General features: G+C 52.5%; 26 protein-coding genes. 12 read left to right on the top strand and 14 right to left on the bottom strand.

Annotated elements, in window-relative coordinates:
* Nucleotides 1-25: 25 nt before the first annotated feature.
* Nucleotides 26-1237 carry an adenylate/guanylate cyclase domain-containing protein gene (locus TURPA_RS21735; RefSeq protein WP_014803194.1) on the bottom strand — a complete coding sequence of 404 codons (1212 nt, stop codon included), beginning with the start codon at nt 1235-1237 and terminating at the stop codon, nt 26-28.
* A 115-nt stretch (nt 1238-1352) separates the two neighbouring features.
* On the opposite strand from TURPA_RS21735, the gene TURPA_RS10055 reads away from it, so the two are divergent.
* The 3 genes from TURPA_RS10055 to TURPA_RS10045 are packed head-to-tail and all read left to right on the top strand — an operon-like array spanning nt 1353 to nt 3582.
* Nucleotides 1353-1706 (top strand): STAS domain-containing protein, encoded by a 354-nt coding sequence (locus TURPA_RS10055; RefSeq protein WP_014803193.1) that lies wholly within the window; start codon nt 1353-1355, stop codon nt 1704-1706.
* A gap of 35 nt (nt 1707-1741) precedes the next feature.
* Nucleotides 1742-2530: a diacylglycerol/polyprenol kinase family protein gene (locus tag TURPA_RS10050; protein WP_014803192.1), complete on the top strand. Its 789-nt coding sequence runs from the start codon at nt 1742-1744 to the stop codon at nt 2528-2530.
* A gap of 56 nt (nt 2531-2586) precedes the next feature.
* A complete protein-coding gene (locus TURPA_RS10045) occupies nt 2587-3582 on the top strand; it encodes a glucose-1-phosphate thymidylyltransferase (RefSeq protein WP_014803191.1) in 996 nt (331 codons plus the stop codon).
* A gap of 17 nt (nt 3583-3599) precedes the next feature.
* Here the strand turns inward: TURPA_RS10045 and TURPA_RS10040 are convergent, their stop codons facing one another.
* Nucleotides 3600-5504, bottom strand: a complete 1905-nt coding sequence (locus TURPA_RS10040) for an AMP-dependent synthetase/ligase (RefSeq protein WP_014803190.1) — start codon at nt 5502-5504, stop codon at nt 3600-3602.
* Between the two features lie 149 nt (nt 5505-5653).
* On the opposite strand from TURPA_RS10040, the gene tmk reads away from it, so the two are divergent.
* The gene (gene tmk / locus TURPA_RS10035; protein WP_014803189.1) at nt 5654-6283 is read left to right on the top strand and encodes a dTMP kinase; all 630 of its coding nucleotides are present in this window, start codon (nt 5654-5656) and stop codon (nt 6281-6283) included.
* On the top strand, nt 6280-7305 hold the full coding sequence (locus TURPA_RS10030) for a glycosyltransferase family 9 protein (RefSeq protein ID WP_014803188.1): 1026 nt from the start codon (nt 6280-6282) through the stop codon (nt 7303-7305). Before tmk ends, TURPA_RS10030 begins: the two co-directional genes overlap by 4 nt.
* A gap of 23 nt (nt 7306-7328) precedes the next feature.
* Here TURPA_RS10030 and TURPA_RS10025 read toward each other — a convergent pair whose 3' ends face one another.
* The 3 genes from TURPA_RS10025 to TURPA_RS10015 form a co-directional block, all read right to left on the bottom strand.
* Complete coding sequence (locus TURPA_RS10025; protein ID WP_014803187.1) at nt 7329-9092, bottom strand: ATP-binding protein; 1764 nt, start codon at nt 9090-9092, stop codon at nt 7329-7331.
* A 3-nt stretch (nt 9093-9095) separates the two neighbouring features.
* Nucleotides 9096-10730 carry an FAD-binding oxidoreductase gene (locus tag TURPA_RS10020; RefSeq protein ID WP_014803186.1) on the bottom strand — a complete coding sequence of 545 codons (1635 nt, stop codon included), beginning with the start codon at nt 10728-10730 and terminating at the stop codon, nt 9096-9098.
* Between the two features lie 63 nt (nt 10731-10793).
* Nucleotides 10794-11276, bottom strand: coding sequence for a hypothetical protein (locus TURPA_RS10015; protein WP_014803185.1), 483 nt, complete (start codon nt 11274-11276; stop codon nt 10794-10796).
* Between the two features lie 181 nt (nt 11277-11457).
* On the opposite strand from TURPA_RS10015, the gene TURPA_RS10010 reads away from it, so the two are divergent.
* The 3 genes from TURPA_RS10010 (at nt 11458) to TURPA_RS10000 (ending at nt 15613) form a co-directional block, all read left to right on the top strand.
* Entirely contained in the window at nt 11458-12423 is a 966-nt protein-coding gene (locus TURPA_RS10010; protein ID WP_014801244.1) for an IS30 family transposase, read from the top strand.
* 218 nt (nt 12424-12641) lie between these two features.
* A complete protein-coding gene (locus tag TURPA_RS10005) occupies nt 12642-14393 on the top strand; it encodes a DNA repair helicase XPB (protein WP_014803184.1) in 1752 nt (583 codons plus the stop codon).
* Nucleotides 14390-15613 (top strand): hypothetical protein, encoded by a 1224-nt coding sequence (locus tag TURPA_RS10000; protein ID WP_014803183.1) that lies wholly within the window; start codon nt 14390-14392, stop codon nt 15611-15613. The genes TURPA_RS10005 and TURPA_RS10000 overlap by 4 nt, the downstream gene beginning before the upstream one ends.
* Before the next feature lie 7 nt (nt 15614-15620).
* On the opposite strand, the gene TURPA_RS09995 is transcribed toward TURPA_RS10000, so the two are convergent.
* Nucleotides 15621-17072, bottom strand: coding sequence for a PP2C family protein-serine/threonine phosphatase (locus tag TURPA_RS09995; RefSeq protein ID WP_014803182.1), 1452 nt, complete (start codon nt 17070-17072; stop codon nt 15621-15623).
* Nucleotides 17073-17122: 50 nt separating this feature from the next.
* Between TURPA_RS09995 and TURPA_RS09990 the strand changes: the two genes are divergently transcribed.
* Both TURPA_RS09990 and TURPA_RS09985 read left to right on the top strand, forming a co-directional pair.
* Nucleotides 17123-17362: a hypothetical protein gene (locus tag TURPA_RS09990; protein ID WP_014803181.1), complete on the top strand. Its 240-nt coding sequence runs from the start codon at nt 17123-17125 to the stop codon at nt 17360-17362.
* On the top strand, nt 17359-18147 hold the full coding sequence (locus TURPA_RS09985; protein ID WP_014803180.1) for a thiazole synthase: 789 nt from the start codon (nt 17359-17361) through the stop codon (nt 18145-18147). Before TURPA_RS09990 ends, TURPA_RS09985 begins: the two co-directional genes overlap by 4 nt.
* 78 nt (nt 18148-18225) lie before the next feature.
* Here TURPA_RS09985 and TURPA_RS09980 read toward each other — a convergent pair whose 3' ends face one another.
* The 5 genes from TURPA_RS09980 to TURPA_RS09955 form a co-directional block, all read right to left on the bottom strand.
* A complete protein-coding gene (locus TURPA_RS09980; protein ID WP_014803179.1) occupies nt 18226-18855 on the bottom strand; it encodes a hypothetical protein in 630 nt (209 codons plus the stop codon).
* A gap of 397 nt (nt 18856-19252) precedes the next feature.
* Complete coding sequence (locus tag TURPA_RS09975) at nt 19253-19885, bottom strand: M23 family metallopeptidase (RefSeq protein WP_014803178.1); 633 nt, start codon at nt 19883-19885, stop codon at nt 19253-19255.
* Between the two features lie 134 nt (nt 19886-20019).
* Nucleotides 20020-20631, bottom strand: coding sequence for an immunity 63 family protein (locus TURPA_RS09970; RefSeq protein WP_014803177.1), 612 nt, complete (start codon nt 20629-20631; stop codon nt 20020-20022).
* 340 nt (nt 20632-20971) lie between these two features.
* The gene (locus TURPA_RS09965) at nt 20972-21730 is read right to left on the bottom strand and encodes a hypothetical protein (protein ID WP_157210462.1); all 759 of its coding nucleotides are present in this window, start codon (nt 21728-21730) and stop codon (nt 20972-20974) included.
* 309 nt (nt 21731-22039) lie between these two features.
* Entirely contained in the window at nt 22040-22582 is a 543-nt protein-coding gene (locus TURPA_RS09955; protein WP_014803174.1) for a GNAT family N-acetyltransferase, read from the bottom strand.
* A 355-nt stretch (nt 22583-22937) separates the two neighbouring features.
* On the opposite strand from TURPA_RS09955, the gene TURPA_RS09950 reads away from it, so the two are divergent.
* Both TURPA_RS09950 and TURPA_RS09945 read left to right on the top strand, forming a co-directional pair.
* Entirely contained in the window at nt 22938-23186 is a 249-nt protein-coding gene (locus TURPA_RS09950) for an AbrB/MazE/SpoVT family DNA-binding domain-containing protein (protein ID WP_014803173.1), read from the top strand.
* Nucleotides 23180-23503 (top strand): type II toxin-antitoxin system PemK/MazF family toxin, encoded by a 324-nt coding sequence (locus tag TURPA_RS09945; RefSeq protein ID WP_014803172.1) that lies wholly within the window; start codon nt 23180-23182, stop codon nt 23501-23503. Before TURPA_RS09950 ends, TURPA_RS09945 begins: the two co-directional genes overlap by 7 nt.
* Before the next feature lie 327 nt (nt 23504-23830).
* Here TURPA_RS09945 and TURPA_RS09940 read toward each other — a convergent pair whose 3' ends face one another.
* The 3 genes from TURPA_RS09940 to TURPA_RS09930 all read right to left on the bottom strand — a co-directional run bounded on the left by TURPA_RS09940 (nt 23831) and on the right by TURPA_RS09930 (nt 26245).
* Nucleotides 23831-24658 carry a DUF5677 domain-containing protein gene (locus tag TURPA_RS09940; protein WP_041948444.1) on the bottom strand — a complete coding sequence of 276 codons (828 nt, stop codon included), beginning with the start codon at nt 24656-24658 and terminating at the stop codon, nt 23831-23833.
* 351 nt (nt 24659-25009) lie between these two features.
* Nucleotides 25010-25804, bottom strand: coding sequence for a hypothetical protein (locus TURPA_RS09935; protein ID WP_014803170.1), 795 nt, complete (start codon nt 25802-25804; stop codon nt 25010-25012).
* A 45-nt stretch (nt 25805-25849) separates the two neighbouring features.
* On the bottom strand, nt 25850-26245 hold the full coding sequence (locus TURPA_RS09930; RefSeq protein ID WP_014803169.1) for a hypothetical protein: 396 nt from the start codon (nt 26243-26245) through the stop codon (nt 25850-25852).
* Nucleotides 26246-26260 lie beyond the last annotated feature (15 nt).

Genomic DNA, 26260 nt, shown 5'->3' with positions numbered 1-26260 from the left:
TTTGTCGATTAGCGCACAAAGTGCGCTAATCGACAAAATACATTGCAAGCGGGCCTTTGCCCTTCACGGCAATCTCACCGCGATACAAACAACTAAACTTGTCTTTAATGAGCTTATACGTTTCGGTGGATGTATTAATTTTACCTGGCTCGCCCGCTGCTTCAAGCCGGCTCGCCGTGTTCACGGTATCGCCCCAGACATCATAAATGAATTTTTTTCTGCCGATGACTCCCGCGACGAGGCGCCCTGTGTGCACGCCGATGCGAATCTGCCAGAAGCGCGGGTCTTCGGTACGCCTGCTGTCAACGAACGCGATAATCTCTTTGGCGGCCATGACACACCGGGCCGCGTTGTCTTTAAGGTCGACGGGTACACCGCCGGCAAACATGTAGGCATCGCCGATCGTTTTGAGTTTCTCCAAATTATACTTTTCGATGATTGCATCAAACGCGCTGAAACAATCGTCGAGCTGCCGCAGCAGATCAGAAGGGTTTCGAGTTTCAGAGCTGGCGGTAAACCCGACGAAATCGGTGAATACCACAGTCACGAGGTCGTGTTCGACCGGCTCGACGGTACCGTTGCGCTTAAGCTCGTCGGCAATCGTTTCGGGCAAGATATTCAGCAGCAGCTTGTCTGACTGGTGGCGCGCGGTTTCGAGGTCGATCTCACCGCGCAGGCTGCTCCAGTAAAAGTGCAGGCATTGTGCACCCAACAGGGTAAAGACTGCGCCCGAGCTGATGTAGTTCAAAGTGCGCGCCGTGTCGGGCGATAATCTGGCGATCGGGTCAATATATGCGTTAATGTATTGTATGAGCAGGTACTCCGCCGCAAGCGTGAGCAACGCGGGAAACAGCAGAATCTTCTGGTGGCGATCGACGACAAAGAACACGCCAACAAACGCCGCATAGAAAAACTGGTGCAGACCCGATTCATTACCGAATACAAGACAAATGCCGAACAACTGGCAGACGGCGGTCGCGAAAAAGAGCAGCTTGGCGAGGGTGTGCACGCGCAGAAAATTCAGAAAAATCACCATCGAGTATGAGAACAGAAACACGACGCTGCCCGAAAGTAGCAAGGGGTCAATGTCGACTTTGAGGTACAGATAGATAAAGGGGTATGGCAGCGACGTGGCAATGACGATCAGCGCAAACACGTTGCAATTGATGATGTAGCGGTTTCGATGCGCATCGAGGTCTGCGCCGGCACGTGCCAGAGATTTGAGTAAAGAGAACATTTGCGACCAAACCCCGTTGGTGCATCGCGTCAAGTGCAATGCAACGCGCCCGGCATCGATTCTGATTCTTTTTTTTAATTGTACGTCTGCCGGGCGCTAACAGATTGCCAGCCGAATGGCCGGGCTTGCAGAGCAACAATTTCAGGTTTCAGAAGAGAAAACACAGACTTATACATTTTTTAAGGTCAAAGGCGCGATGAATTCGCAGAATACCCACGAAGTCCGCCGCCGCTTTCTTGACGCAGCCACGCGCGACCACGTATTGCTCGACATGAGCGAAGTTGAACTTATCGTCTCGACCGGTATCGGGCTGCTCTTTGAAATGAGCGAGCAGCTGTCGCGGGGCAATAAGAAGCTCGTGCTGATTCAGCCTTCATCGCGGGTGCAGCAGGTCATCAGCATGACGGGCTTCACCGAGATGTTCTCTTATGCCCCATCACGCATTGCGGGCGAAAAACTGCTGGCCTGAAAGGTCGCCGGCTGAATAAAACGGAGCGTAACCCAATGCCCGCCGAACAAAAGAAACTCTTTAGCAAAGATAACCAGGCCGGTGACAAGTTCAACTATGCCCGCAAGCTTTTTCACCTGATTGGTCTCGTGATTCCCGTCGGCTATTTCTTCACCTGGCTCGACCCCGTCAGCCCATGGCAGTTCAAAGAGACGACGCGCTCCCTCATCTTTTGGATCACCGGCGTCATCACCATATTTTTTCTGGTCATTGAGTTCTTGCGCTTTCGTTTTAAACTATGGCAAGACCTGTTTGTAAAGGTTGCCGGCCCCATGCTCAAGGGTAAAGAGCTCAACAAGATGCACGGCAGCGTGCCTTATATTCTCGCGCTTTGTCTTGTTGTGGGTTTTTTTCCGCGCGATATCGCAATTCTCTCCATTCTGTTTCTGACGTTCGGTGACCCGGCGGCTGCGCTCGTCGGAGGCAAATATGGTACGATACGCTTCTACAACGGCAAGAGCCTTCAGGGCACACTCGGCGGCATTGGCGGTGCATTCTTCTCAGGTCTGGTTTTTCTGTTGCTGCTTTCAGCGACCGGCGTAGCGTCAGATTTTGTTCTGTGGGATACTCACGGCGTTCGGCTTGAAAACTGGCTGACGCTGTGCATCGGGGCAATCTCTGCTCTGCTCATTGAATTTGTGAGCCACGAAGGTTTGCTCGATGACAACCTAACGATTCCGGTAGGCGCATCTCTCATCATGATTGGCGCGCATGCCCTTTTCGCCGGCCAAAACCTTGCTGCATACTTTAACCCGATTCAAGACCTGCTGCGTACTATTCACTAGAGGTGCATTGTAACTTTGAAGCAGCACGCAGAGACCGGTAAAGACTGTAGTTCACCATGAATGCGGCGCTCGATATTTTCGAACCGACGCTGTTGCCCCTGCTGCGGCTAAAGCCGCTGTTCTTGCTGCGCGATGGCATTTATTCTCCATGGCAAAGGGCCAGACGAACGGGCAAAGCATGCAGCGAAGCAATCACCGGCCGCTCAAACCCCGAAACCGCAGCTCTGTCGCAGCTCGATGCTTCGCTCGCAAATCTGAGGTGGATTTCTAGTGACACGAAACATACCGCTGCCAGGCCTGCAGCCTTGCTCACGAATATAGGCAAGCAGATTGAAGCCGATCTGTCGCTGCTTGATGCCTATTTCTCTGCAGCGCAGCCAAACACCTTGCAGATTGAGGGTAATGCTGCCCGGGCAATCATTCATCCCGAAGCCGCCATATCGCGGCATGCAGTCATCGATACCAGAGGCGGGCCCGTCGTCGTCGACGCCGGTGCGCGAATCGGCGCTTTTTGCCTCATTCAGGGGCCGGCCTACATCGGCAAGAAAACACAGCTCGACAGCTGCCGCTTTTCGAACAGCATTGCCGGTGAAAATTGCCGGCTCGGCGGTGAGATTGCCGACTCGATCATCGGTGATTTTTCAAACAAACACCACGACGGCTTTCTGGGCCATTCGCTCGTCGGCGACTGGGTAAACCTGGGGGCACTGACAACAACTTCAGACCTGAAGAATAACTACGGCGAAGTAAGGCTCACTTTCAACGGCACACGCTATGAAACCGGCACCATTAAGTTTGGTGCAATCATCGGAGACTATGCCAAGACGGCGATTGGCACCCTCATCGGCACGGGAACCATAATCGACCTGGGGGCAAACCTCTTCGGTAAGGCGCACTGGTCGGGCTACGTGCCCCTCTTTACCTGGGGCGAAGGCCAAAAATACGAAGGCCAGCTGTTCTTGCGTGATGCTAACCGCATGATGCAGCGGCGCGGCAGGTCGGTAACGCCGCCGCTTGAGGCCTTGTTAAACTCTCTGGTGCCGCGCGGCTGAAAGCGCGGCGCTTTCAGCTATTTATACATGTCTTCGATTTGTTTGGCGTATTTGTCGAATACCACATTGCGGCGCACTTTGAGAGTCTGCGTCAGTTCTTCACCGACTTTAAACTCGTCGGGTATCACCGTGAACGTGGTCACTTTTTCGAAGTTCTTAAAGCCTGCTTTGTCTGAAACGCGTTCTTTGATCTCGGTCTTGAACAGTTTCTGAATATCGGCATTCACCGGCCAATCGCGCATTTCGGCAGGTAGCTGCAGTTTGTTTTCTTCTGCATATTTTAGCACAGCTTCTTTCGCGGGCACGATCAGTGCCCCCAGCGTTTTTTTGTCCTGGCCGACGACCACGATTTGGTGAATGTATTCGCTCTGTATCAAAGTGTCTTCAATCGGCTGCGGCTCGACGTTTTCACCGCCGAAAAGCACAATCGTGTCTTTGGCTCGGCCGGCGAATTTGAGTTCGCCGTTCGCCGTATACACGAGAATATCACCCGAGTTCAGCCAGCCGTCTTTCAGCACCTCGCTCGTCTTCTGGTCTTCTTTATAATAGCCCTTCATGATGTGAGGGCCCGTATGCCAGCAAACGCCTTTCGTATTGGGTTTTGTCACTTCGTTGCCGTGATCATCGAGCAGCTTCACGCGCGTGCCCTTGATCGGTTTGCCGACAGTACCGATCACAGTTGCCGGGTACGTGCGGCGGCAGGTAACGCCGCCCGTCTCTGTCATGCCATAGGTTTCAACAATCGCGATGCCGATTGAATAGAAGAAACGGTCAATGTGCTCAGGTAAAGCTCCTGCACCTGAAAGGGCAAACTGCACACGCCCGCCGAGGCCCCTGCGCACCTTGGCGAGAATTACCTGCGCGAGCAGGTTTGGTATAAAGAGCAGTACCAGATTCACGAGCGCTGCGGGGCGGCGAAACAGGTGAAAGAGTATCGATGGCTTTTCGAGTCGGTATTTGGTGTTCGATAGAATATCTTTCTCGAGAGAGAAATGCATCGCCGACCAACGCGCGAAATGGAAAATCTTCTGCGCAACAGGCGATGCCTTTTTGACACCGTCGATTACCTTGTTGTAAAAACTTTCCCACACGCGCGGTACAGAAAGCAAGAAGGTCGGGCGCGCCTCTTGCAGGTCTTTCGCAAGCGTCGCGACTGACGTGAATGCGATGGCGACACCTTTTGTGAGTGCAACCGATTCAATCAGGCGCTCGGCGACGTGCCAAGGCGGCAAGAAGCCCATGGTCACCCCGCCTGAAATCAGGGGCAGACCATCAGCGACATGCCAGATTTCCCATGCGAGCGATTTCTGCGTGTGCATGACACCTTTTGGGTTGCCCGTTGTGCCCGAGGTATAGATGATAGTGACGAGATCGTCTTCAGCGACGCGGCCACCGAGATCGGCAAACCGGCTTGGGTTTGCAGCATGGGCCGCATTCCCTTTCTCAATGATTTCATTGAGTGAATATACGGTAATGTTCGATGGCACCTGCGGCTTTGCCCCATTGACGAAAATTATCGTCTTCAGGTGTTCAAACGCGCTGAGGCTCGACGCAATGCTCTGGTAGACCTTTTCGTTGTCGAGAATAATGACCGGGCAATCGGCGTGCTTAAAAATATACGTCAACTCTGCAGCTGTCGCATCGGTACCGCGTGGCACGTCAACCCCGCCAATCGAATTGATACCGATGCTGACCGGCAACCAGGTCTGGCCGACGTCGGCAATAAAGCCCACCTTGTCGCCGCGCTTTAGCCCGATCGAGTCGAGCCCCAGGCCGATCGCGCGCGCCTTTTCAAAGAACTCTTGAAAGGTCACTTTGGTATAGGGCGAGTTCTTATCTGCGCGGTACATTTGCGCAATTTCTTTCTGGTATTTAGCCACTGACTTCGTGAGAAGTTCATACATCGTGTATCTGCTGAGCATTGCCATCGCCTCTTTTTTGTGGAGCGCATAGCCAAGCAAGACAATTCGCTTTTTTGCTGTATCGGCCAATTCGATAATCAGTGAAGGTTCATGCAACGCGAGAGGGCGGCTTCAGCTCAATATCTTGCCGCCGGTTTCTGAGTTTTTCCATGCCTGGCAAATTTATCGTATTCGAAGGCATCGACGGCAGCGGCAAGAGCACCACGATCACGGCTGTGGCTGAAAGGCTGAACACGGCGGGGTATAAAACGACGCAACTGCGCGAACCGACAGAGAAAACAGATGCCTCCCGCGAAATTCGGCGCATTCTGCGCACTGCCGAGAGCATCGACGCTAAAATCAGCCGCGACCTGCTCGAACTCTTTCTCATCGACCGCCTGTGGGATATCAAGCACCAGATAGAACCCGCAATCAGAGCCGGCTCGATTGTACTGCTTGATCGTTACTTTATTTCGACCAGTGCTTATCAGGCGGCTGACACCAACGAAACGCAGAAAATCATGCAAGATTATCTCGGCGACACGCGCATTCTGAGGCCCGATCTCGTCATTTATCTGAACCTGCCGGTTGCCACTGCCTTGAGGCGTCTTTCAGGTCGCGGCGCGCGTGACGTTTTCGAAACCGAGGCGCGCCTTGCAGGCATTGCATCACGTTACGCTGCGGCGATGGGTTATATACAGAAGACTGCACCGACTATAGACGTGCACGAAATTACGCACGAACTCACCGACAAAGATTTTGACTCGCTCGCTACGAAAATATCAGGAGCCACCGCTTGAAAGAAATTCTGGTCATGCGCTTCAGCGCCATAGGCGACATCTTGCTGACGACGCCGGTGGTCGCCGCTCTCAAAAAGCAATACCCTGGCGCGCGAATCACTTTTCTGGTGAAGGCGCAACACAAGGCTTTTATAGCCGCCTGCCCGCAGGTCGACCGCATCGTTGAATGGCAGAAATCTGACTCACTGTTTGAGATAAGAAAAAAACTGGCGGATGTCTCACGTTACGATCTGATCGCCGATTTGCAGAGCAACCTCAAGTCACGTGTACTTTCGCTCTTGATCAGCGCGCATCAAAAGCGCCATTACAAGAAACCATACCTCAACCGCATCTTGCTCGTGTGGCTGAAGAAAAACCGCTACACCGAAAAACTGCGCGTGAGCGATCGTTATTTTGCGTCACTCGAGGGTTTGGTTGAAAAGCCGCCAGATCTGGCGGTCAGTCTGTCGCGTACAAAACTGCCAAAGCCGCTCGAAAAGTTTATCGCTGAACCTGCGACGCTCATCGCGCCCGGCGCGCGTTGGCTGACCAAACGCTGGCCCGCTGAGTACTTTGCATCGCTTGCTTCGAAAATTCTTGAGAAACTACCGACGCAGCGAATTGTCTGGTTGGGCGGCCCCGATGAGACTGAAATTTTTCAGTTCTTGAAAGAACACCCATACCTCAAGCGGCATGCGAAGCGCATGATGTTCTTGCAGGCCGAGCTGAGCGTCACGCAAATGGCGGCTCTCGCCGACGGGGTAAAGGTCATCGTCGCCAACGACAGCGGTCTCATGCACCTGCTTTCGGCAGCAAAAACCCCGCTTGTCGCGCTTTTTCTGAGTACGGTTGAAGAGTTCGGTTTTTATCCGTTAGGTGGGTCGGCTGAAGTGCTCGCGGCGCGCAATATCAGTTGCAGACCCTGCAACCACAAGGGCCTCGCTGCCTGCCCGAAACTGCACTTTCGCTGCGGGCGCGAGCTCACTGCTGACCAGGTCTATGGCGCCGTCGCGGCACACCTGGTGCCCGTTACGCCTGAATAGTTTCAGGTGACGCGCTGCGCTACTCACTCGGGAATTTGTAGCGCGCGCCGCAGCGATTGGTAGAGTTCTGCCTGATTGATCGGTTTTGTGACGACGTCGTTCATGCCTGCTGCGAGCACCTTGCGCCGGGTTTCACTCAGCACGTCGGCTGTGAGCGCGACGATCGGTATCTGGCTTTTTTGCGGATCATCGAGCGCACGAATATTTTCTGCCGCTTCGATTCCATCCATGAAGGGCATCTGCAGATCCATGAGAATAAGGTCAAAGCCGCCTTTTTGTGCGCGCCCGAGTGCGTTGAGACCGCTATCCACAATTTCGACTTTGGCGTTCCAGGCTTCGAGCAGCGTGCGCACGAGCAGTTGATTCACTTCGTTATCTTCGGCAACAAGAATGTTCGCCCCTTTCAGGTCGCGGCCGCCTTTGCGCTGGGCTTCTTGTTCTTCACCAGGTTTTTCGAACCACATCGTGAGCGTGAAAACTGAGCCTTTACCGGGGCTGCTCATGACTGCAATCTTGCCGCCCTGCATCTCGACGAGGTGACGGCTGATCGCGAGCCCTAGACCTGTGCCACCGTAACGCACGGCAGTCTCGCGCGAGACCTGCGAAAAGCTCTCGAAGAGAAACGGCAGCTTCTCGCCGGGAATTCCGATACCGGTATCTTCAACTTCAAAACTGATGCAATAGGCTGTCGGTGATTCTTCGAGCAGCGTTACCCTGAGGCGCACAAACCCACGGTGCGTGAATTTCATCGCATTGCCCGCAAGGTTCAGCAACACCTGGCTGAGGCGTGAAGGGTCACCGGCAATGCGCCTGGGCACATCATCTGCCATCTCAAGTTTGACTTCAACCTCTTTATTGCGGTTGCCGTAGAACTGCGCAGTTTGCATGACGTTGCGCGTGATTTCAGCGAGATCGAAATCGACTTTGCGCAGAGTGACTCGGTTCGTCTCGATGCGGGCAAAATCGAGAATATCCTCGATGATTGAGGTGAGACTCGCCGAAGAGATGCGAATCTGGTTGAGGTAGGCGTTAAACTGTTCGCGTACTTTCGCATCGGCGATGCCGTTGGTGGCCTCGAGCAAGATTTCGGCAAACCCCTTGATCGCGTTCATCGGGGTGCGCAGTTCATGCGACATGTTAGAGAGAAAGAACGACTTGGCGTTGCCGGCTTCGGTTGCCTTATTCGCAGTAAAGCGCAAAGCCTGTTCGTTTCGCCGGTTCTCGTAGACGAGATAATAAGCCACGAGCATGAGCAGCACGGGCCCGCGCACCAGATTGCCGCGCATGAATTTCGCCGCGAGAGCGGGTGTCATCGCATCGTAAAGCGGCGCCCAGGTAAAACTCATCACGACGATCGAAACGATACAGGCGGCAATCGCGATCGAGAGAAGCAGAAGTCTTGATATGCGCAGCTGCGGGTACAATACGAACGCGGCCTGCGTCAGGTTAACGAGCAGTATCCAGAAACCTGAAGCAAAGCCGAAATAGAGGTGGTGGTGCGAAATTGCAAAGGCGGCTATCATCAGGTAAAAGACGCGCGCGAGCAGAAATGAGCCGAAGTAAGTCAGAATCAACAGGCTCAGATACGCGAGTGTAACGGCGACATTGACGGTGACTACATAGGTTAACCCGAGAGAATAGAAGCTGAACGCCTGCAGAATGACCGTGAGGGCCGAAATGATCGCAATTCTGTTAAAGAGGCGCAGCAGCGGCTGCGCCGCGCCTTCGGGCACGTGCCCAAGACCAATGTCACCCAGCCAAGCCCAGAACCGAATGACCGCCTGCATGGGTTATTTCTTGAAAATCAGCGCTCCGGGATTCATGATACCTTTGGGGTCGAGCGTCTTTTTCACCGCGCGCCAGGCCTGCAGCGTCGCGGGTGAGTGCTGACGGTCGAGCAGGTGCGCGACCAGACGGCCGATGCCGTGGTGGTGCGAAAGTGTACCGCCGTTCGCCGCAAAAACCTGCACAATACCGCGATGAAACTTCTCGAACTGCGCCAGCTCGTCTTTCGCGAGCATCGGCGAAACGAAAATAAAATAGAGATTGGCGCCCGTTTCATAGGTGTGCGAAATATGGGTGAGACAGAGCGTCTGCCCGTCGCGCTTGATATATTCGCGTACTGCCTGCCACAGCTGCGTCAGGTTCGAGTAGTGCACTGCTGTTTCGAGCGTATCTATACGAATGCCCGCATCCATCATCGGGTCGCGCATATAGGCTGACGAGTAGCGCTGTTCGAGCCACTTGCGTGTGGCGTAAGAGCCGAGCGAGAGTCCGCGGTGTTTGCGCACGATGCGCCCAAGCGTTTTTACGCCGAGCTTCACCTGCGCCGGGTCGCCTTCGAAAATGGCGTACATGAGCGAACGACCGCCCTGCCTGAAACCGAGCATGTTCAGCGCTGCGCCGGTGATGCCCTTGTCTTTGCCCTTCATGCCGAGACCAATTTCAGTTTCTTCAGGGTCAGAGATGCGAAAAAAATGCGGAGGCATCACCTGCGACTGCATCATCTCACGCATCGCCGTTACGGCTTCTTCAAACGATTTAAACATGTAAGATTTGAGCGAAGCATTCGCGGCGTTGTATCGGCGCACCCGCAGCGTGACTCTGGTGATGACCCCGAGCGTGCCTTCGCTGCCCATGAGAAAGTGGCGTATGTCGGCGCCGACAGATGCAGCCGGGTAGTTGCCACATGAAATGAGACCTGCGGGTGTGACCGCACGAAAGCCGACTACCATGTCTTCGATGCGGCCATAACCCGTCGAAGCCTGGCCGGCCCCGCGAGCGGCGAGCCATCCGCCGACGGTCGCAAACTCAAACGACTGCGGAAAATGCCCGCAGGTATAACCGCGTTCGTTAAGATATTGCTCGAGCTCGGGCCCGAGAATGCCTGCCTCGACTGTCACTGTCGAATCTTCGGCGTTTAGCGACAAAATGTCTTTGTAGTTGCGTGTCAGGTCGAGCGCGATGCCGCCTTTTTCTGCTTCCAAAGCCCGCGTGACCGAGGTACCTCCCCCCCAGGGGACGACCGCAATGCGTTTCAGATTGCAATAGTTGATGACTTTGATGATATCTTCTTCGGTGCGCGGCATGACGACTGCATCGGGCACGTTCGCAAACTTACCCATGCGCATGCGCAAGATATCGCCGTAATATTTGCCGAACGAGTGGCGCGCGCGGCTAAAGTCGTCAACCTGCACGTTATCGCTGCCGACGAACCGCATGAGATCTCGCAACACCTGGCGCGTCAGGCGGCTCTTCTTGGCGAGTTTGACTTCTTCTTGCGCGTTGCTGTTGAGGGGCAGGTCGCGGGCTTCGCCCTGTATGCCGAGCAGATGCTTAAAATGATTAATGTGGTGTTCTATCGTCGAATCGATTTTCTTTTCTGTGTCGCCCCAGTTATAGACGTTTTTCCAGATCTTGCGCATATTCCCATTAGCCGCGCCGTGACACGCAGGCAAGCCGAAAGGGGGCTGCCGGCAAGCCGTTACTCAAAACCAATAGCGCGCGCCCGCGGCAACGCTGATGCCTAAACCCCATGAGGGAAACAAGAACGGCTGCGCCGAGGCTTCACCGAATATCGAAATTCTGTCTTGTGCGAGGTATTCGACACCCACGACCCCCCGAATGCCTAACGATGTTTCGCGCACTTTGTCTTTGCCTCTGTCGCCTCTGTCTTGAATAACGAGGCCCCCGCCTACATAGAGCGGCAGCTTGCCGCCGTCGCCAAAAACATTATGTATATGTATCAGAAAATCTGTGCTGAGCCAAACACCCTTTTCGACCAGACTTAAACCCAGCGCTCCCTGCACTGCGAACTGGCGGTCGAGGGTATATTTCGCCGAGACGCCCGTGGGTTCGCCGAGAATTCCACCGAGCCCGAAATGCCCTGGCTGATTGGCATGCGAAGCTGCCATGAGGGGTGAGAGCGTGGCAACCACGCACACCAGAATAGCCCATGTCGTTGCACGCATGGCCCAAGATCAGAAATTTTGACATGCCGAAAAGTTTAACTCGCTTGCAGGCATGGCCAGTTTCGCCTGAAGATTCCCGGCAATTTGTAGATTCCAAAACGAAGTGCGATAGGATAAAGTAGTGTAAGGCCGCGCCGGGGTTTCGAGGTTGATTTGCGAAATACGACCACGGAGACCCCGGATGCGACCTTACGTTCAACTATCCAATGAAGAAAGACTGTGTATAGAAGAAAGCCTCAGGCAGGGCCGCCATGCCGGACGTATTGCCAGAGACCTGAAGCGCCACCCGAGCACCATTTATCGTGAAATCCGCCGCAATTCAATGCCGCGGCATTACAGCGCCCGCTGCGCAAAAGATGCAGCGCGCAGGCGCCAGACGAATACCAACGCCGCAAAGGTGACCCCGGAACTCTGGTCACAGATCGGCGCATCGCTCAAATCGACGCTGTCACCGGAGCAGATCGCGGGGCGTATGCGGCTTGAACGCTTCGGCGGGGTTTGCATGCAGACGATCTATAATCATATCCGTAAGAAATCCGCCACATCGAATTTCTATCGCCTTTGCCTGCGCCGCAAGGGAAAACCATACAAGCGCACAGTGCGGATTGAGGCTGAAAACAAAGGGTTTTTACGCATTCACGACCTGCCAGCCGAGGCTTTGACGCGGCGAAAACCTGGCTATTGGGAGGGTGATTTGGTGGAGGGAAAAATCGGCACAGGACAAATCGCAACCTTTGTCGAAAGACATTCGCGCTACACCAAGGCGGCAAAAATCGAGCGCAAACTCGTTGAGCAGTTCAACGCGGCTGCACGCGACCTGTTCGCAGACGTCGATAATTCTCTGTTACGGGGTGTGATTTATGATCGCGGCACAGAAATGAGCGGATACCGGGACCTGCAACAGGTGCTGAATTGCGGAGTGTATTTCTGCGACCCAGGATCGCCCTGGCAGCGGGGAACGAACGAAAACACCAACGGCCTGCTGCGCGAGCCATTTCCGAAGGGAACGGACTTTCGGGAAATCGACCAGGAACAGGTTGACGCGGCGCTCGAATTACTGAATAATCGGCCACGCAAGCGACTGAATTTTCGGACGCCAGCCGAGGTCTACTTTCGGAGGTCGATTGCACTTCGTTTTGGAATGTAAGATTTTCGAAAAAATGCGAATCTTATTCTCCTTTACAGGCTGTCTTTAATCTCAAGGCCATACCGCCCCGATTTCGCCAACGCGACCTGAAAACAATGCTCAAAAATCGCATCGCGACCACGATGGCGGTGTATATTGAGGGTTGATAACAGTGCTGGCTACCCGTACCGCGCGCAGTTTCGCCGCATTCGGGACATGAAGGGCACACAAGAGGATTTATGGCAAGTTTAGATGAAAAACCGTTGATCGTGCAGTCAGACAAGACCCTGCTGCTAGAAGTCGACCACCCAATGTTTGAGAACGCGCGCAGCGAAATTTCGAAGTTTGCTGAACTCGAAAAATCACCCGAATATCTGCACACGTACCGCATCACTCCGCTTTCTCTCTGGAACGCGGCGGCGTCTAAACTCAAGGCAGAGCAGATCGTCGACACGCTCTACAAGTATTCAAAATATCCTGTGCCGCAGGCGGTGAGCGCAGACATCTACACGCAGATTGGGCGATATGGCAAACTCAAACTCGATCGCGACGACCGCGGCGACCTCGTACTCAAATCGACCGACCCGCGCTACATCGCCGAGGTTATTCGCAACAAGAAAGTTCAGCCTTACGTCGAAGGCCCGAAGAACCCAAACGAAGTTTACGTCAAGGCCGACTTTCGCGGCCACATCAAGCAGGCACTCATCAAAATCGGCTTTCCCGTTGAAGACGTCGCGGGCTACGAAAAGGGAAATGATTTCAAGTTTGAACTGCGCCCGAAACTCGGCAGCGGCAATGATTTCGTGATTCGCGACTATCAAGAATCTTCGATCAAGGCCTTCTACGCCGACGGCAGCGTCGAAGGTGGCTCGGGTGTGGTGGTGCTGCCCTGCGGTGCCGGCAAAACCATCGTCGGCATTGGCGCCATGCACGCCGTCGGTGCGCAGACGCTGATTCTCGTGACGAACACACTCTCGATCAGGCAGTGGAAAAACGAAATTCTCGACAAGACCACGATTCAAGAAAGCGAAATCGGCGAATACTCGGGTGACAAAAAAGAAATTAAGCCGATCACGATCGCGACCTACAACATTCTCACCCACCGCAAAAAAAAGGGTGGGGATTTCACACACTTTCATCTCTTTTCGTCGAACAACTGGGGTTTTATCGTCTATGACGAGGTGCACTTGTTGCCCGCGCCGGTCTTTCGCATGACGAGCGAACTGCAGGCAAAGCGCCGGCTGGGCCTCACCGCGACCCTGGTGCGCGAAGACGGTCTCGAAGAAGACGTGTTTTCTCTGATCGGCCCGAAAAAATACGACGTGCCGTGGAAAGAACTCGAAAAGAAAAAATGGATCGCCGAAGCGCGCTGCGTCGAAATTCGCACGCCTCTGCGTTCACTGATGCGCGGCATGTACTCGGTAGCCGACGACCGTGAAAAGTTTCGGCTTTCTTCAGAGAACCCTGAAAAAATGCGCGTGATCGGCACGCTGCTTTACCACCACCGCGACGATCAGGTGCTCGTGATCGGGCAATACCTCGACCAGCTGCAGCGTGTTTCGGCGCGTTTCAAGATTCCGCTGATCACGGGCAAAACCCCGCTCGACGAACGCGCGCGCCTCTACGAAGCTTTTCGCACAAAACAGATCAGGGCACTCGTGGTTTCGAAAGTGGCAAACTTTTCGATCGACCTGCCCGACGCGAATGTCGCGATTCAGATATCGGGTACATTCGGTAGCCGCCAAGAAGAGGCGCAGAGACTCGGGCGCGTGCTGCGTCCGAAGGGCAACGGCAATCAGGCGCTGTTCTATTCTGTCATCACCAACGAATCGAGCGAAGAACAGTTTTGCCGCAATCGCCAGCTGTTTCTCACCGAGCAGGGTTACGAATATTATATCTATTCGTACCAGGATTTCCGCGATAAGTTCGGCACTTACGTCGAGATCATGAAGAAGATGAAAGAACTGCGCGAGGGTGCCCCGGCAAAATGATTACCCGGCTCGCGTTCGCCGTTGCCGTTACCGTCTGGGTCTTCTGGCAGATTCCCGTTTCGGCCACGCGTGAAGTGCAGCTGCCCGAGCTGCAGTCGGTTACCGCATTCGACGCAGAGCCGAACGCGGCAGCGACGGCGGCCCGCGTCTTCTTCCGGCGCAAGTCTCCGGGCCAGTACAGCGCGCATCTTCTCAGCGAGCGCGGCGAACTCGTGCGTACCATGCAGCTACCGGGGCAGACGCTCACCAAGGCTGACGACAGCAAAATATCTCTCGAAAACAAAGAGGGATATATAACCGGCGCAGAAAATGGCGCGTTTTTCATCTGGTACCCCCAGATCGGCTCGCAGGTTTACATGTTTAACGAGCAGGGCCAGTTTCTCTGGGAAAAAGACGAAAGCCACTATTTGCATGTGTTGCCGCGCGGGCGTTACATCATGGCTGCCGCCGGCGACCATTCACGCCTGACGTTCATGAATCCTGATTTTAAGACCCAGGCAGATTTTCAGGGAGTGCTGTTCACGCACTATTTGCTCGACGACAACCCCGATCTTGCCGCGCAGGCCTGCCTCGGTTCGCTCGACGGCGAAGTGATTGTCGCACACTTCGACCGCAGGCTCTTTATGCGCACGAAACTCGGTTATGCGCTGAAATCTCTCGCATGCGATTTCGCGACGGGCGAACTTGCGGCAATCGTCGAAAAAACCGTCACGGTTGAAAAGCAGCCTGTACAAAAAGACTTTTTGCTGCGCGCCCGGTTTACCCTGAACGCGCCGGCGGGCGCTGCTGCCGAAGAGACGATGCGGCGCGTCGAACCTGACATCAAAACAGTTGCGAGCTCAGAGCTCGCGGTGCGCACGGTCACGGCATCTCCCGTGGCGCTGACTGCACAGACGACATGCTTCGTGCAGACCAACGCCGAAGGTTTTCTGCAACTCTTTATCTCGCGCGGCGCCAAGGCTCCGCCCGAGATGCGCGCGCTCGAAATTAAAGACAGCGTTCAGGCCGCCCCCGAACTTTCACCCGATGTCTGGAAAAGCACCACGATCAGCCTCACGGGCGGCAGCGCATGCCTTATCACACACCGGTCGGGCCACGCTATCATTGCCGACGAACGCGGGTTACTGCTGCACCGGCGCGATCTGCCGGTTGAACGCATCGTGAAAACCAACAATGGCGTTTTTCTGCAACTACCGCAGGGTATCGCGCTGCTGAAATAAGAACCTGTTAAGTCTGGTTATATTCGATCACCATCATCGCGATGTCGTCGCGAAACGGCACACCCTCAGCGAACGAAACCATATCTGAGAAGATGCGGGTGGTCACACGGCCGAGATCAAGGCCGCGGGTGATGCGGAGCATTTTTTCGAGGCGATCGACGCCGTAGAAGTGATTCGCCGCATTCGCTGATTCGGTAACGCCATCGGTATAGGCAAACAACCGGTCACCCGGGCGCATCTGTACGCTGCCGTTTTCGTACAGCGCATCGACGTCGTCGAGCCCACCGAGAATAAAGCCCGAAGTGTCTAAGAGGCGCATGTCACCTGCGCGCGTCTGAAAAAATGCCGAAGGGTGTGCGGCATTTGAAAACTCCACCAAACCCGACGGATACAATTTCAGCAAGAACCCGGTCATGAAGTCTTGCGTTTTGATCATTTTCAGAATTTCGTGGTTCGCCTGCGCCAGCGCAGCAGCAGGTGAAATTTTTTCTGTGAGCACATTGCTGAAGACGTTTTTTGCCGCCATCGTCAGCATCGCCGCCGGCACGCCATGCCCCGAGGCATCGGCGACAAGCGCGAAGGTGATATCGCCGCGCTGCACGACATCGCAGTAGTCACCCGAGATGCGACCGAGCGGCAGAATCGTCGTCTGAAAGGTATATTCGCTGATCGTGAGCCGTGGTTCGGGAAATATTCCCATTTGAATGTGCGAGGCAAACAGCAGCTCTTGATCGAGTTCGGCATCTTTGCGTGTGAGTTCTGAATTAAAAACCGCGAGTTTCTGGCGCGCATCGAAGAGCTGGCGCTGCTTCGCATACTCCATCATGTTGATGAGAATGAATGAGAAGAACCCGCCGCAGAACAAAAGGCCCATAAAGAGATAGAACGGGCCCTGATGTGTGAACATAAAAATAACGCCCGGCACCACAAGGCCCGACATAAAAATCAGATAGCTGATGCGCGAATAAGAGAGTATCACCGCTGCTGCGCCAAGAATCGAACCGATGATCGTGGTCATCATGCCGATGTAGTGGTCGGGCATGGTCTCCCACGACATGAAGATGCCCCAGGCGAGCGAACTCACGAGCAGGCCGAGCAAAGTGTTCAATAGCGTCAGTTGGTTTTGATATCCCCATTTCTTGGTGAGTTCCCAAAAAAAGTAGATATCGAGTATCGTCACGAAACCGATAAAAACCGAAATCACGGCCCACTGCGTCAGGTAGGCAAATTTCGACTGGTAATAGCAGATGCCGATGAGCACGATCGCATAAACGAGAATCGTCACCCAAATGACGGGCATGCGCAGAGCGCGAATATATTCATCGAAGAAAAGAACGTCAAGGTCGGGCGGCAACCGCCGGGGAAAAAGCACAAAGCCCCCCCCCATACCCATCGCCTCGGCTTCGGGGTCGCCAAAAAGCAGGTTCATGAGGCGCTTTTTGGTCGTGGGCTTATTCATTTTTCTTTACAGTTGGTTTCAACTATGAATGCTGGCGGGAGTACCCCCGCATGAAAGACATCGAAATTGCCAAAATACTCTACCTCGCGAAAAGCAAAAAATATGAGGTTGCCTGTGCCAGCTTCGATGTCGTAGACCATCTTTTTAAGCTCGACGTGCCCAAAGGCCTCAAACGCCGCAAAAGCTCTGTTCAGACGCTGAGCATGCTCGCCGACGAAAAAGTCAAATTTGGCTATGACCGCAAAGAAGCGGTTGCAGTGGCTGATGACGACGAAAACGAAACCGACTGAAATCTCCAGATTCTGATACCTTAGCCCTCGGGCCCGTTTCACTTAATTCACGCCTCATTGTGGGTACCGGCCGGTATCCGACCCTCGAAATTATGCAGGCATGCCACCGCGTCGCCGAAACGCAGATGGTGACCGTTGCGCTGCGCCGCATCGAGGTCAGAGACAGCAACCGTTCTGCATCTCTGGTCGACCATGTCGACACGACAAACATCACCCTGCTACCGAACACCGCGGGCTGTGCCTTTGCCGCTGACGCTCTGCGGCTGGCGCGAATCGCGGCCGCGATGGGCAACACGCACCTCAAGATCGAAGTCACAGGCGACGTGCAGACGCTGCTGCCCGACCCGATTGAAACGCTGAAAGCCGTCGAACTCATTAAAGCCGACCCCGCCAGCAAGCATCTCTACCTCATGGTCTACACGTCAGACGACCCGGTGATGGCGCGCCGTCTCGCCGACGCGGGTGCCGAATGCATTATGCCCGCCGCGAGCCCTATCGGCAGCGGCCGCGGTGTCGCCAACGAAGCGAACCTCACGATCTTGCTCACGATGATGCGCGGGCGTTTGCCGGTGATCGTCGACGCCGGTATCGGCACACCCTCGCACGCGGCACGCGCGATGGAACTCGGCGCCGACGCAGTTCTGCTCAACACCGCAATCGCAAAAGCCAAAGACCCGGTTCTCATGGCAGCGGCGATGCGCGATGCAGTCAAAGCAGGCCGTGCCGGATTTCTAGCGGGGGCAATACCGGCGAAGCTGTATGCGACTGCTAGCAGCCCGCAATGAGGGCGTCGAGCCCAACTTGAGGGTTGCCGCATCTCCCGGATTCGCTTTGCGAATCCGGGAGATGCGGCGTTTAAGCGTTCAGTCGAACAGGCCCTCGCCGTAAAACCAGGCGATGCTTAACCAGACCATAACAGAAAAACCAAACCAAAAGAACCCGATAATCAGAATCGAAAACAAGAAAGATCTGTAACCCGCCATCGCGTTGCCGTCACTTTCTGATAGAACCGTCAAGTACGTTATGGGCGCGTTCGCGACAAATGCGTAAGGCAGCAATATCACGGCAGAGCCAATGAGCAATACGTACTTCAAAAGCTTAAACCAAAGCATATCGCTCGGGCTCAACAAGAACTCGAGAAAATCGAGCAGATAGCCAAATCGCCGGTCACGGTTATAGTGTTTGTCAAGCACTGAGCGCGTCTCATGAAGCCGGCGCAAGCCAATGGTTTTGGATATTCGGCTTCTGGTATATTTTTGTACGAACTCGGATATTCTTTCTTGTCTCAGGTATCGATCGACTGCCCAGATGACCAGAGCGAATTGAAACATATATGCAAGAAAGAACGCACTGTGCCATGCGAGTTGTATTGCCTCATGCAGTGATAGAGCCAGAATTGCACAGATTGCCGCGGTGATCAGCAGCACCCAGAACGAAAATGAACGAGCCTCTGAATGTGCTTCAAATTCGTCGATAATGACCTGTTCAATCATTTGCTGCGGACGATTGTGGTTTGCTAAGAATACTGTGTCTAAGGCGAAAGCAATATCTCGACGTTGTTGCCTCTCATATAGCTTGTATCGGGCCGTGATTCATCCAGCATTCCGAAATACCAGATTAACGCTGCCCGAGAAGATGAAGATAAGCCTCGCATCCAAAAGACCTTTCATCGCTGCATCGAACGGCACAAAGCCAGCCCTCTGTAAAGCCTTTTGGCATCGGATTTTGCTCGGCCGCCAGTCTTCATTTCGCCTGCGGGGCGCTCGTAATCAACGCTTGGCAGTCGTGCTCTGAAGGGTGCCTGCCCCCTCTGTCTTCGGTCGAGCTACGAAAAACTCAAGGCTTCACCATGAGTTGCAAGGACAATAAAGTAATCTTAAAGCATTAAACTCAGTTCTTTTTCGGCCTATGCTGTTTAATATAGACCTTCGGCACTAGAAATCCGGCAGTATTCGCTGAGTACCCCCCACCTATAGGCATCGCTATTCTTGATCGCAATTCCAGATGCAGGTGGGCTTCATACGATCCGCCGGCCGTACCTATCGTACCGATTCTTTGTCCTCGTGTTAAGAAATCACCCAGTGAAGGTTCCATTTTATGGAAGTGCGCATATAATGCTTCTATGTAATCGAATGAATTACCTGTTTGCACCCTGTGAATTACGCGCAATACTTTCCCCCAACCGTTGCCAATATCACGAGAATAAACCACGACGCCATTGCCAATGGAGTAAATCGGTTTACCCAGGTCTTTATTGTTTGGGCCGGCATTCCAGTCTTCGCCTAAATGATCGTCTGTGCCGAAAGGATTCGCATCATAGCAACCTGCACCTTCAGGTTTACAGATGGGAAAATCGAATCCATCAAAAGTCGGAATTTGCGTTAAGAGCCGGTGAAATTTTTCTGCCTCATATTCGTAAACTTCAAGAATATTTCTTTCTTCTTCGAGCTTTTGCTGTGACTTGCATGCCGCCATTATAATGAACTGTAAGGTCAGAGCAAACGTGAACAAGATTATTCTCATAAAATTGCTGCATCCCCAATGTCACACAAGGTTAGTTTCGCCCAACATTCGTCTACGCATACGCGATTATTTCAATCTGTAAAGCCGATTCGCGGGAATAGCGTGCCCAAAGTGCCTGCCTGGCTTCGGTGGCGCTACGGTACAACCTTTGGGAACTTTCTAAATGCCAATTTTTCAATGGTACTTTCAGCAAAGCCTTTCTTTCTCAGGCGCCCGCTATAAGAAGCTCTCAACCCAGCCACATCATCGAAAGGGAACTGCTGCAATAACTGCGCCGTTTCTGAGCCGAACCTCCGCTGCCAATTCTGATCCAAAGCCCCCAATAATTCTGATTGCTTTTGGAAAATCATTCGCCTGCAATCCTCGCCAATTATCCGGTTTGAAAGCTCAAAATCAACAGCCATTGACCAGGTTATTGCCTTAAATATCCAGTAAAAAAACTCCTCCAGGTCTGGAGTGCTTCTACGTTCCGATTCTTTGCCTCTCTCAAGAATTACATAGTGATATTTTTGGTTATTGAGTTCTATATGGGGATGCGCGTCGTAAGTGGGTTTGCCGAATGAGGGCAGGTAATTATTCGGGGCCGAAATTAGCATCGCCTTCTTTCTTACCAGATTTTTGATCTGTAACAGGCTCAAATGATTCATGAGTAAGTTTTTGCGAAAGATTGCGTACAAGGCTAAATCTCCCTGACGCTCGGTGACGCGTATGGCATAATTTTGGGCTGTAAAGCCAATTTGCGCCATCAAATGTGCCCAAAGCGCCTGCCTGCGACGAGGCGAAGCCGAGTCTCCGTCCTAGGTGGAGCACCGAACAAACGTCCCGCTTGTGCGACGAAGGTATCTCTGGCGCGCAGGGACGCGACCCAGCTTCTACGGCGCTGCTTTCAGAGCAAGCGTGACGAGCCGCAGGCGAGTCTCCGTTTCGGTGAAGTCGGGGTTTTGCGCCGCAAAACCCGGAGCTCCGCAGCGCGACCAAGGATTCGCTACGCGAATCCGCAGGTTTCCGCTTCGGAGCGCAGCAGGTAAATTTTGTTGTCTGCCGTGGTTGCACAATCGAGCCCGGCCATGGACGGCCGGGCCATTATTAAGTTATGTATTTGTTTCTAAGCTCTTCTCTTGCCTCTGGATGGGATTTATATCGAGTTAAAGCAGCTGCAACCATGGGGCCTGGCAGACCATATATTTCCGTAATTAACGCCAAATGTGCACCGTACCATTGTTCAGTCCATGAGATGGATTTTAGAGCGGAAGTAATTGATTTGGATGGCTCGACCTGAATCGCTTGCGGAGATTTTAACCAGACGAACACGGCGGAATTATCATGTATGTTGCCCGGTTCGATTCGGGCCATATTGTCCCATTCTATGCCGATAGTATAACGCCTATTTCCCAGGACGAAACGATCAACGTCGAAGCGGATGAAACCTGCTGGTAACTTCTTTAGAAGGCCTAAGATCACCATTGTTATCCCTAGAGCCAAGAGGCCGCCCCCAATTAGCCTGAGAAATATGGGCATCCCGGTGCCAAAAACAGCCATCGTCGCGCCAAAAATAGAAAGTCCAAAGGCATACACCATCAAGCGTAGGCGCGAAGGTCTAATTGCTACGCCGCCAATGACATCAACCGATGAACCATCAAATTTACTTTCGCGAATCTTCCGAAAAACAGTTAGACCGGCAACGGTGCTACCAAAGCCAAAAAAGACTAAGCAATATATGCCTAAATCGCTATTGTTCGAAAAAACCAAAGGCGTGACCGCGCTAAAAATTACGAAGATTGCAAATGCAGCCCAATCACGTATCGTTGGACGTAACCAATCATATCGCTTCTTATTGTTCTTCATGCAATTTTCAACACACAGGCATCGTGCACCGCCATGGATGGCGGCGAATAACATGTTCAACCATGGCAGACAACACGGAATTTACTTGAAGTCGATAGCGCATCGCGCAATAAGTGCGGTCTTCATTCGAAAGCCGCGGCTTGGCGCACTATTAATTTGCTGAAGGTCGCCTCGTTGCGCCGCACCGAATGCACGTCACGTGCGTGCGGCGTCAACGACTCCTGGCGACCGAGGCCGAGCACACGACCCAGCCGCAGGTGGTCGCGCGCGCAGCGGCTAAATTTTGTTGTAAACCGTTGCCCGTTCATATTAGCTCGCTTTCACCCGGTATAGCACATGTCGGCGAAGTGGATGTTGTTGCGGAACTCTCGGGTGATCAAAATCCTCATCAGGATTGCGAATCATACCAATCTTTTCCATGACCCGTCTGGATGCCACATTTTCAGGCACCGTGAATGCCACAAGTGACTTGAACCCGAGCTTATGGAAGGCATAGTTCTTCGCAGCATTTGCTGCTTCAGTTGCATAGCCTCTGCATTGATATTTTCGAATGATTCGCCAACCTAATTCTATAATTTCTGAAAAGGGCGCTTGAAAGGTTATTGTCGAAAGTCCAGTAAAACCAATGAATTCCTGAGTCTCCCTTGTCTCAAGCGCAAATAGACCAAAGCCTTTCTCTTCGAAGTGACCCACTATTTTGTCAAATAATATGTTCGATTCCTCTGAGGTTAAAGTGGTGGGGAAAAAACGCATGACTTCTAGGTCGGCATTCATCTCAGCAAAGTCATTGAGGTCTTCGCGCCGCCAGGTGCGAAGAATCAATCTTTCGGTTTCAATTCTTGAAAAACTCATCTCTGGCAACGGAGTACAGCGCGAAATCTATTCGAGGTTTTGGCTGGCCGTGTCTTCACGGCAAGCCAAAAATATGCCCGAAGCGCCCGCCCGAGTCCGGCAAAACCAAGCTCCCGCTTGGCCGGGCGCAGGGCATCTCTGGCGCGTAATCACGCAACCCGTCTTCGGCGGCGCTGCTTTCAGAGCAAGCGTGACGAGCCGTAGGCGAGTCTCCGTCTTCGGTAGAGTCGGGGTTTTGGGCCGCAAAACCCGGAGCACCGCAGGGAGCGCAGCAGAGAAAATTTGTTGTCTGAAGTTTGCGGGTTCGGAATCGAAAAACTTGACGAAGTGATTACAATGTAATTGCTTGATCGGTATGATCTTGCAGATAGTAAAGGTGGGCAACTCGAAAGGGCTGCGTATCCCCAAAAGTATTTTGGAACAATACCATATCGAAGATGAGGTGGATGTCACTTCGACGAAAGATGGACTTCTCTTGAAACCGATTAAAAGTAAGGCTCGAGCAGGTTGGGCAAAGAAATTCAAAGAGATGGCGACAAACCGGGATGATAGATTATTAATGCCCGATTTCACAGATGCGGCAGATCGAGACTGGCAATGGTAGTGGAACAATACGACGTATTTCTGATAAATCTTGATCCGACTATCGGCCATGAGATTAAGAAAACCAGGCCCTGCCTTATCATATCACCAAATGAGATGAATGGTAATATTTCTACGATAATCATCGCCCCTATGACAACTGTTTCGCGAAATTATCCGACACGAGTGAAAACAGTATTCAAGAAGAAGACCGGATATATAGTCCTCGACCAGATTCGTACGGTCGATAAAGCGCGTTTAGTTAAGAAGCTTGGTAAGGTCAATATTGAAGCCATTGGCTCAGTTAAGTCAGTTTTGCGAGAAATGCTTATAGATTAGTCCCCGCAAGTTTCACACAACGTGGAATCTACTTGAGGTTTTGGCTGGCCGTGTCTTCACGGCAAGCCAAAATCTGCCCGAAGCGCCTGCCTGCGACGAGGCGAAGCCGAGTCTCCGTCCTAGGTGGAGCACCAAACAAACGTCCCGTTTGTGCGACGAAGGCTTCTTTGGCGCGTAGGGCCGTGACCCGTCTTCGGGTCTCTGTCTTCAGAGCTCGCGTGATGAGCCGTAGGCGAGTCTCCGTCTTCGGTGGAGTCGGGGTTTTGCGCCGCAAAACCCGGAGCACCGCAGGGAGCGCAGCAGGTAACTTTTGTTGTGCGACGCTCGCTACCTTACGCGTGCCAATTGCTCAGCACTGACCCTGATATGCGCCAGTTCAGTATCGGGAAAATGCATCTTTGCCGTTGGAAATAGGCCAATTAAGTCCCATAGAAATTTCACAGTTATCATTGCTATAAACGTAGATGCATGGTCGGCAAGATCCTTATGTCGTTTCATACCAGCCTTATAGTTCTGTAAAAGGCTAATTGAATCGGTATGTGCGTAAGCCGAAGCGTGAATAAAATAAGTTTTGAGAACGCTTGCATTGATTCCCGCCGCCTGGGCAATTTCTGTCCTCTTCATTACCTGCCAGCCTTTGCCGTTCAGAATTCTCTTCTTTCTATCTTCAGGCAAAGCCTTAAAAATGGGATCTGCCGATAATTCAGCAACCAAATTGGCAATCTTCGCTTCTGTCGCAGCAATTGATTTGCCGTGATTATCGCGCATATTTGGTCTGTATTCGACGGTAGAAACTTGTTCAATTAGTCCCTTTAAATGCCAGCAATTGAAGCGAAAAACTGTTTCAGGCTCACTTTTCGGTGTCGTATAGATATAGGCAAAATTGAGAAAATTCTCAAGTAGCGCGCGCGAAATTGATAGGCTTGAATAAGAATCGTATATCAAGTATTCCTCGTTTTCTAACCGAATCTTTTGCCCTCGGGTAAAGTCAATTAGGGTTCTAAACTGAACTAAATACTTCACATAGAACTGACTGCAAATTTCGACGTGGAATTTGCCGCCTGGGTCTAAACCGCGCAAACCAAGGTCAAATTTTTTAAATAGTTCGAAGACACCTTCTGGGTCATAATTACCGTCATTAGTGAGTATGCTCATAAGGTAGGGAGTTTCGCACAACGTGGAATTTACCTGACGCTTGATGACGCCTGTGTCATTATTTCAACCGGTAAAGCCATTTTGCGTCATCAAATGTGCCCGAAGCGCCTGCCGGCGACGAGGCGAAGCCGAGTCTCCGTCCTAGGTGGAGCACAAAACAAGCGTCCCGCTTGTGCGACGAAGGCATCTTTGGCGCATAGGGCCGTGACCCGTCTTCGGGTCTCTGTCTTCAGAGCACGCGTGACGAGCCGTAGGCGAGTCTCCGTCTTCGGTGGAGCCGGGGTTTTGCGCCGCAAAACCCGGAGCACCGCAGGGAGCGCAGCAGGTAAATTTTGTTGGCTGCCGTAAGCGTCAAGAGCCAATTTTCCCGTACCTCTGATAATCAGAGAGAACCAATACACCAGTACGACCTGCCTGTTTGACTGGATAAAACAGCTTATAATGCCCTGCATTTGACTCAAATAGTGGTGGAAGCTTCTCAGCATTAGTGAAGATTTTATTCATATATGCTCGTTCATTTTTTCCGGTCCGACAAATGTGGTCAGTTTCCTCATTTGTGTCATGTTCTGACCACCTCGATTGGCTATCAAAGCAGACAAACAGTTGCTTTCCTTTATGAGAAACTTGGAAAACTATTGAAACCTCAGGAAAATGTTCGTCGAACTTACTCATTAAGTAAAGGGAATTTCTAGCCGTTTTCAGGTATTTTTCTGAGAATTTATAGTCTAAAAGTGTGTTAAAATCAACTTCGTACTTTTTGGTAATTTCTTCGGCATTTCGCAGTAAGAGAGACTCCTTCTTCTTAACGGTAAGCCAGTGCCCGGAGAACAAAAGCAATATGACGATTGGCATAGAAATCAGGTACCAACCGTAATGAAATTTAGAAGCTGCAATTTCGCTTTTTGTGTCCTTATGTACTGAATCTGCGATTATTGTAAGATTTGAAACGATATTGAACAGAAAGGACGCGGCTATTAGAGCCAAAATACCCAGAATGCTAAAGGCAAATAGCTCCGTCAGTTTCTCACGAAATATCTTCAAATCAAAAACATTTATGGTGACGAAAATTAAAAGCCAATATGCCAGGGCTAAAACGCCGAGAAACATGGCTTTACTCGTTAGATTTCGCATTTTAAAGTGATTCATATGTTCCTCGCTTATGGCAGCCAACTAGTTTTCCCCGCAACACCCCTACAAAAATCCACCCACCACCAAGGCCGCCCACCCGTAACCGGCGCTCGTCAGCGTGAAAGAAAAACCCGAGGCCATGCCGAAGGGTGAGAAGATCGACTTCTTCACGTCGGGTTTAATCGATAAGAACACGAAGAGCGCCGGGTTGAGCGCTGAGCCGGCGACGATCAGCCACAGCATTTCTTTTGCTGCGGGTAGGTGTAGTTGGTTGAAGAGCGCGAAGGTGAGCCAGTTTAGAATCGCCATAAAGATGTAGTCGAGGTGTGCACTGAGTAGATATTTTGCGTTCGTGATGAATCCGCCGAAAAGGCCAAGGTATTTTACCGCGACGAGCAACCATGCGAGTGCGAGCGCGATGATCATGAACACTGCGCCCGCTTTGAGTAGAATTTCCATGGGATACCGCGGCGA

Source organism: Turneriella parva DSM 21527 (genome assembly GCF_000266885.1).
Taxonomy (GTDB): domain Bacteria; phylum Spirochaetota; class Leptospiria; order Turneriellales; family Turneriellaceae; genus Turneriella; species Turneriella parva.
The sequence above is the reverse complement of the archived record's forward strand: the minus strand, read 5'-3'. Positions and strand labels throughout refer to the sequence as shown.

What these genes read in the sequence shown, in the direction of transcription:
- TURPA_RS21735 (WP_014803194.1), bottom strand. Translation starts at nt 1,237, where the DNA reads ATGTTCTCTTTACTCAAATCTCTGGCACGTGCCGGCGCAGACCTCGAT.
- TURPA_RS10055 (WP_014803193.1), top strand. Translation starts at nt 1,353, where the DNA reads ATGGCCGGGCTTGCAGAGCAACAATTTCAGGTTTCAGAAGAGAAAACA.
- TURPA_RS10050 (WP_014803192.1), top strand. Translation starts at nt 1,742, where the DNA reads ATGCCCGCCGAACAAAAGAAACTCTTTAGCAAAGATAACCAGGCCGGT.
- TURPA_RS10045 (WP_014803191.1), top strand. Translation starts at nt 2,587, where the DNA reads ATGAATGCGGCGCTCGATATTTTCGAACCGACGCTGTTGCCCCTGCTG.
- TURPA_RS10040 (WP_014803190.1), bottom strand. Translation starts at nt 5,504, where the DNA reads ATGCTCAGCAGATACACGATGTATGAACTTCTCACGAAGTCAGTGGCT.
- tmk (WP_014803189.1), top strand. Translation starts at nt 5,654, where the DNA reads ATGCCTGGCAAATTTATCGTATTCGAAGGCATCGACGGCAGCGGCAAG.
- TURPA_RS10025 (WP_014803187.1), bottom strand. Translation starts at nt 9,092, where the DNA reads ATGCAGGCGGTCATTCGGTTCTGGGCTTGGCTGGGTGACATTGGTCTT.
- TURPA_RS10020 (WP_014803186.1), bottom strand. Translation starts at nt 10,730, where the DNA reads ATGCGCAAGATCTGGAAAAACGTCTATAACTGGGGCGACACAGAAAAG.
- TURPA_RS10015 (WP_014803185.1), bottom strand. Translation starts at nt 11,276, where the DNA reads ATGCGTGCAACGACATGGGCTATTCTGGTGTGCGTGGTTGCCACGCTC.
- TURPA_RS10010 (WP_014801244.1), top strand. Translation starts at nt 11,458, where the DNA reads ATGCGACCTTACGTTCAACTATCCAATGAAGAAAGACTGTGTATAGAA.
- TURPA_RS10005 (WP_014803184.1), top strand. Translation starts at nt 12,642, where the DNA reads ATGGCAAGTTTAGATGAAAAACCGTTGATCGTGCAGTCAGACAAGACC.
- TURPA_RS10000 (WP_014803183.1), top strand. Translation starts at nt 14,390, where the DNA reads ATGATTACCCGGCTCGCGTTCGCCGTTGCCGTTACCGTCTGGGTCTTC.
- TURPA_RS09995 (WP_014803182.1), bottom strand. Translation starts at nt 17,072, where the DNA reads ATGAATAAGCCCACGACCAAAAAGCGCCTCATGAACCTGCTTTTTGGC.
- TURPA_RS09990 (WP_014803181.1), top strand. Translation starts at nt 17,123, where the DNA reads ATGAAAGACATCGAAATTGCCAAAATACTCTACCTCGCGAAAAGCAAA.
- TURPA_RS09980 (WP_014803179.1), bottom strand. Translation starts at nt 18,855, where the DNA reads ATGATTGAACAGGTCATTATCGACGAATTTGAAGCACATTCAGAGGCT.
- TURPA_RS09975 (WP_014803178.1), bottom strand. Translation starts at nt 19,885, where the DNA reads ATGAGAATAATCTTGTTCACGTTTGCTCTGACCTTACAGTTCATTATA.
- TURPA_RS09970 (WP_014803177.1), bottom strand. Translation starts at nt 20,631, where the DNA reads ATGGCGCAAATTGGCTTTACAGCCCAAAATTATGCCATACGCGTCACC.
- TURPA_RS09965 (WP_157210462.1), bottom strand. Translation starts at nt 21,730, where the DNA reads ATGAAGAACAATAAGAAGCGATATGATTGGTTACGTCCAACGATACGT.
- TURPA_RS09955 (WP_014803174.1), bottom strand. Translation starts at nt 22,582, where the DNA reads ATGAGTTTTTCAAGAATTGAAACCGAAAGATTGATTCTTCGCACCTGG.
- TURPA_RS09950 (WP_014803173.1), top strand. Translation starts at nt 22,938, where the DNA reads ATGATCTTGCAGATAGTAAAGGTGGGCAACTCGAAAGGGCTGCGTATC.
- TURPA_RS09945 (WP_014803172.1), top strand. Translation starts at nt 23,180, where the DNA reads ATGGTAGTGGAACAATACGACGTATTTCTGATAAATCTTGATCCGACT.
- TURPA_RS09940 (WP_041948444.1), bottom strand. Translation starts at nt 24,658, where the DNA reads ATGAGCATACTCACTAATGACGGTAATTATGACCCAGAAGGTGTCTTC.
- TURPA_RS09935 (WP_014803170.1), bottom strand. Translation starts at nt 25,804, where the DNA reads ATGAATCACTTTAAAATGCGAAATCTAACGAGTAAAGCCATGTTTCTC.
- TURPA_RS09930 (WP_014803169.1), bottom strand. Translation starts at nt 26,245, where the DNA reads ATGGAAATTCTACTCAAAGCGGGCGCAGTGTTCATGATCATCGCGCTC.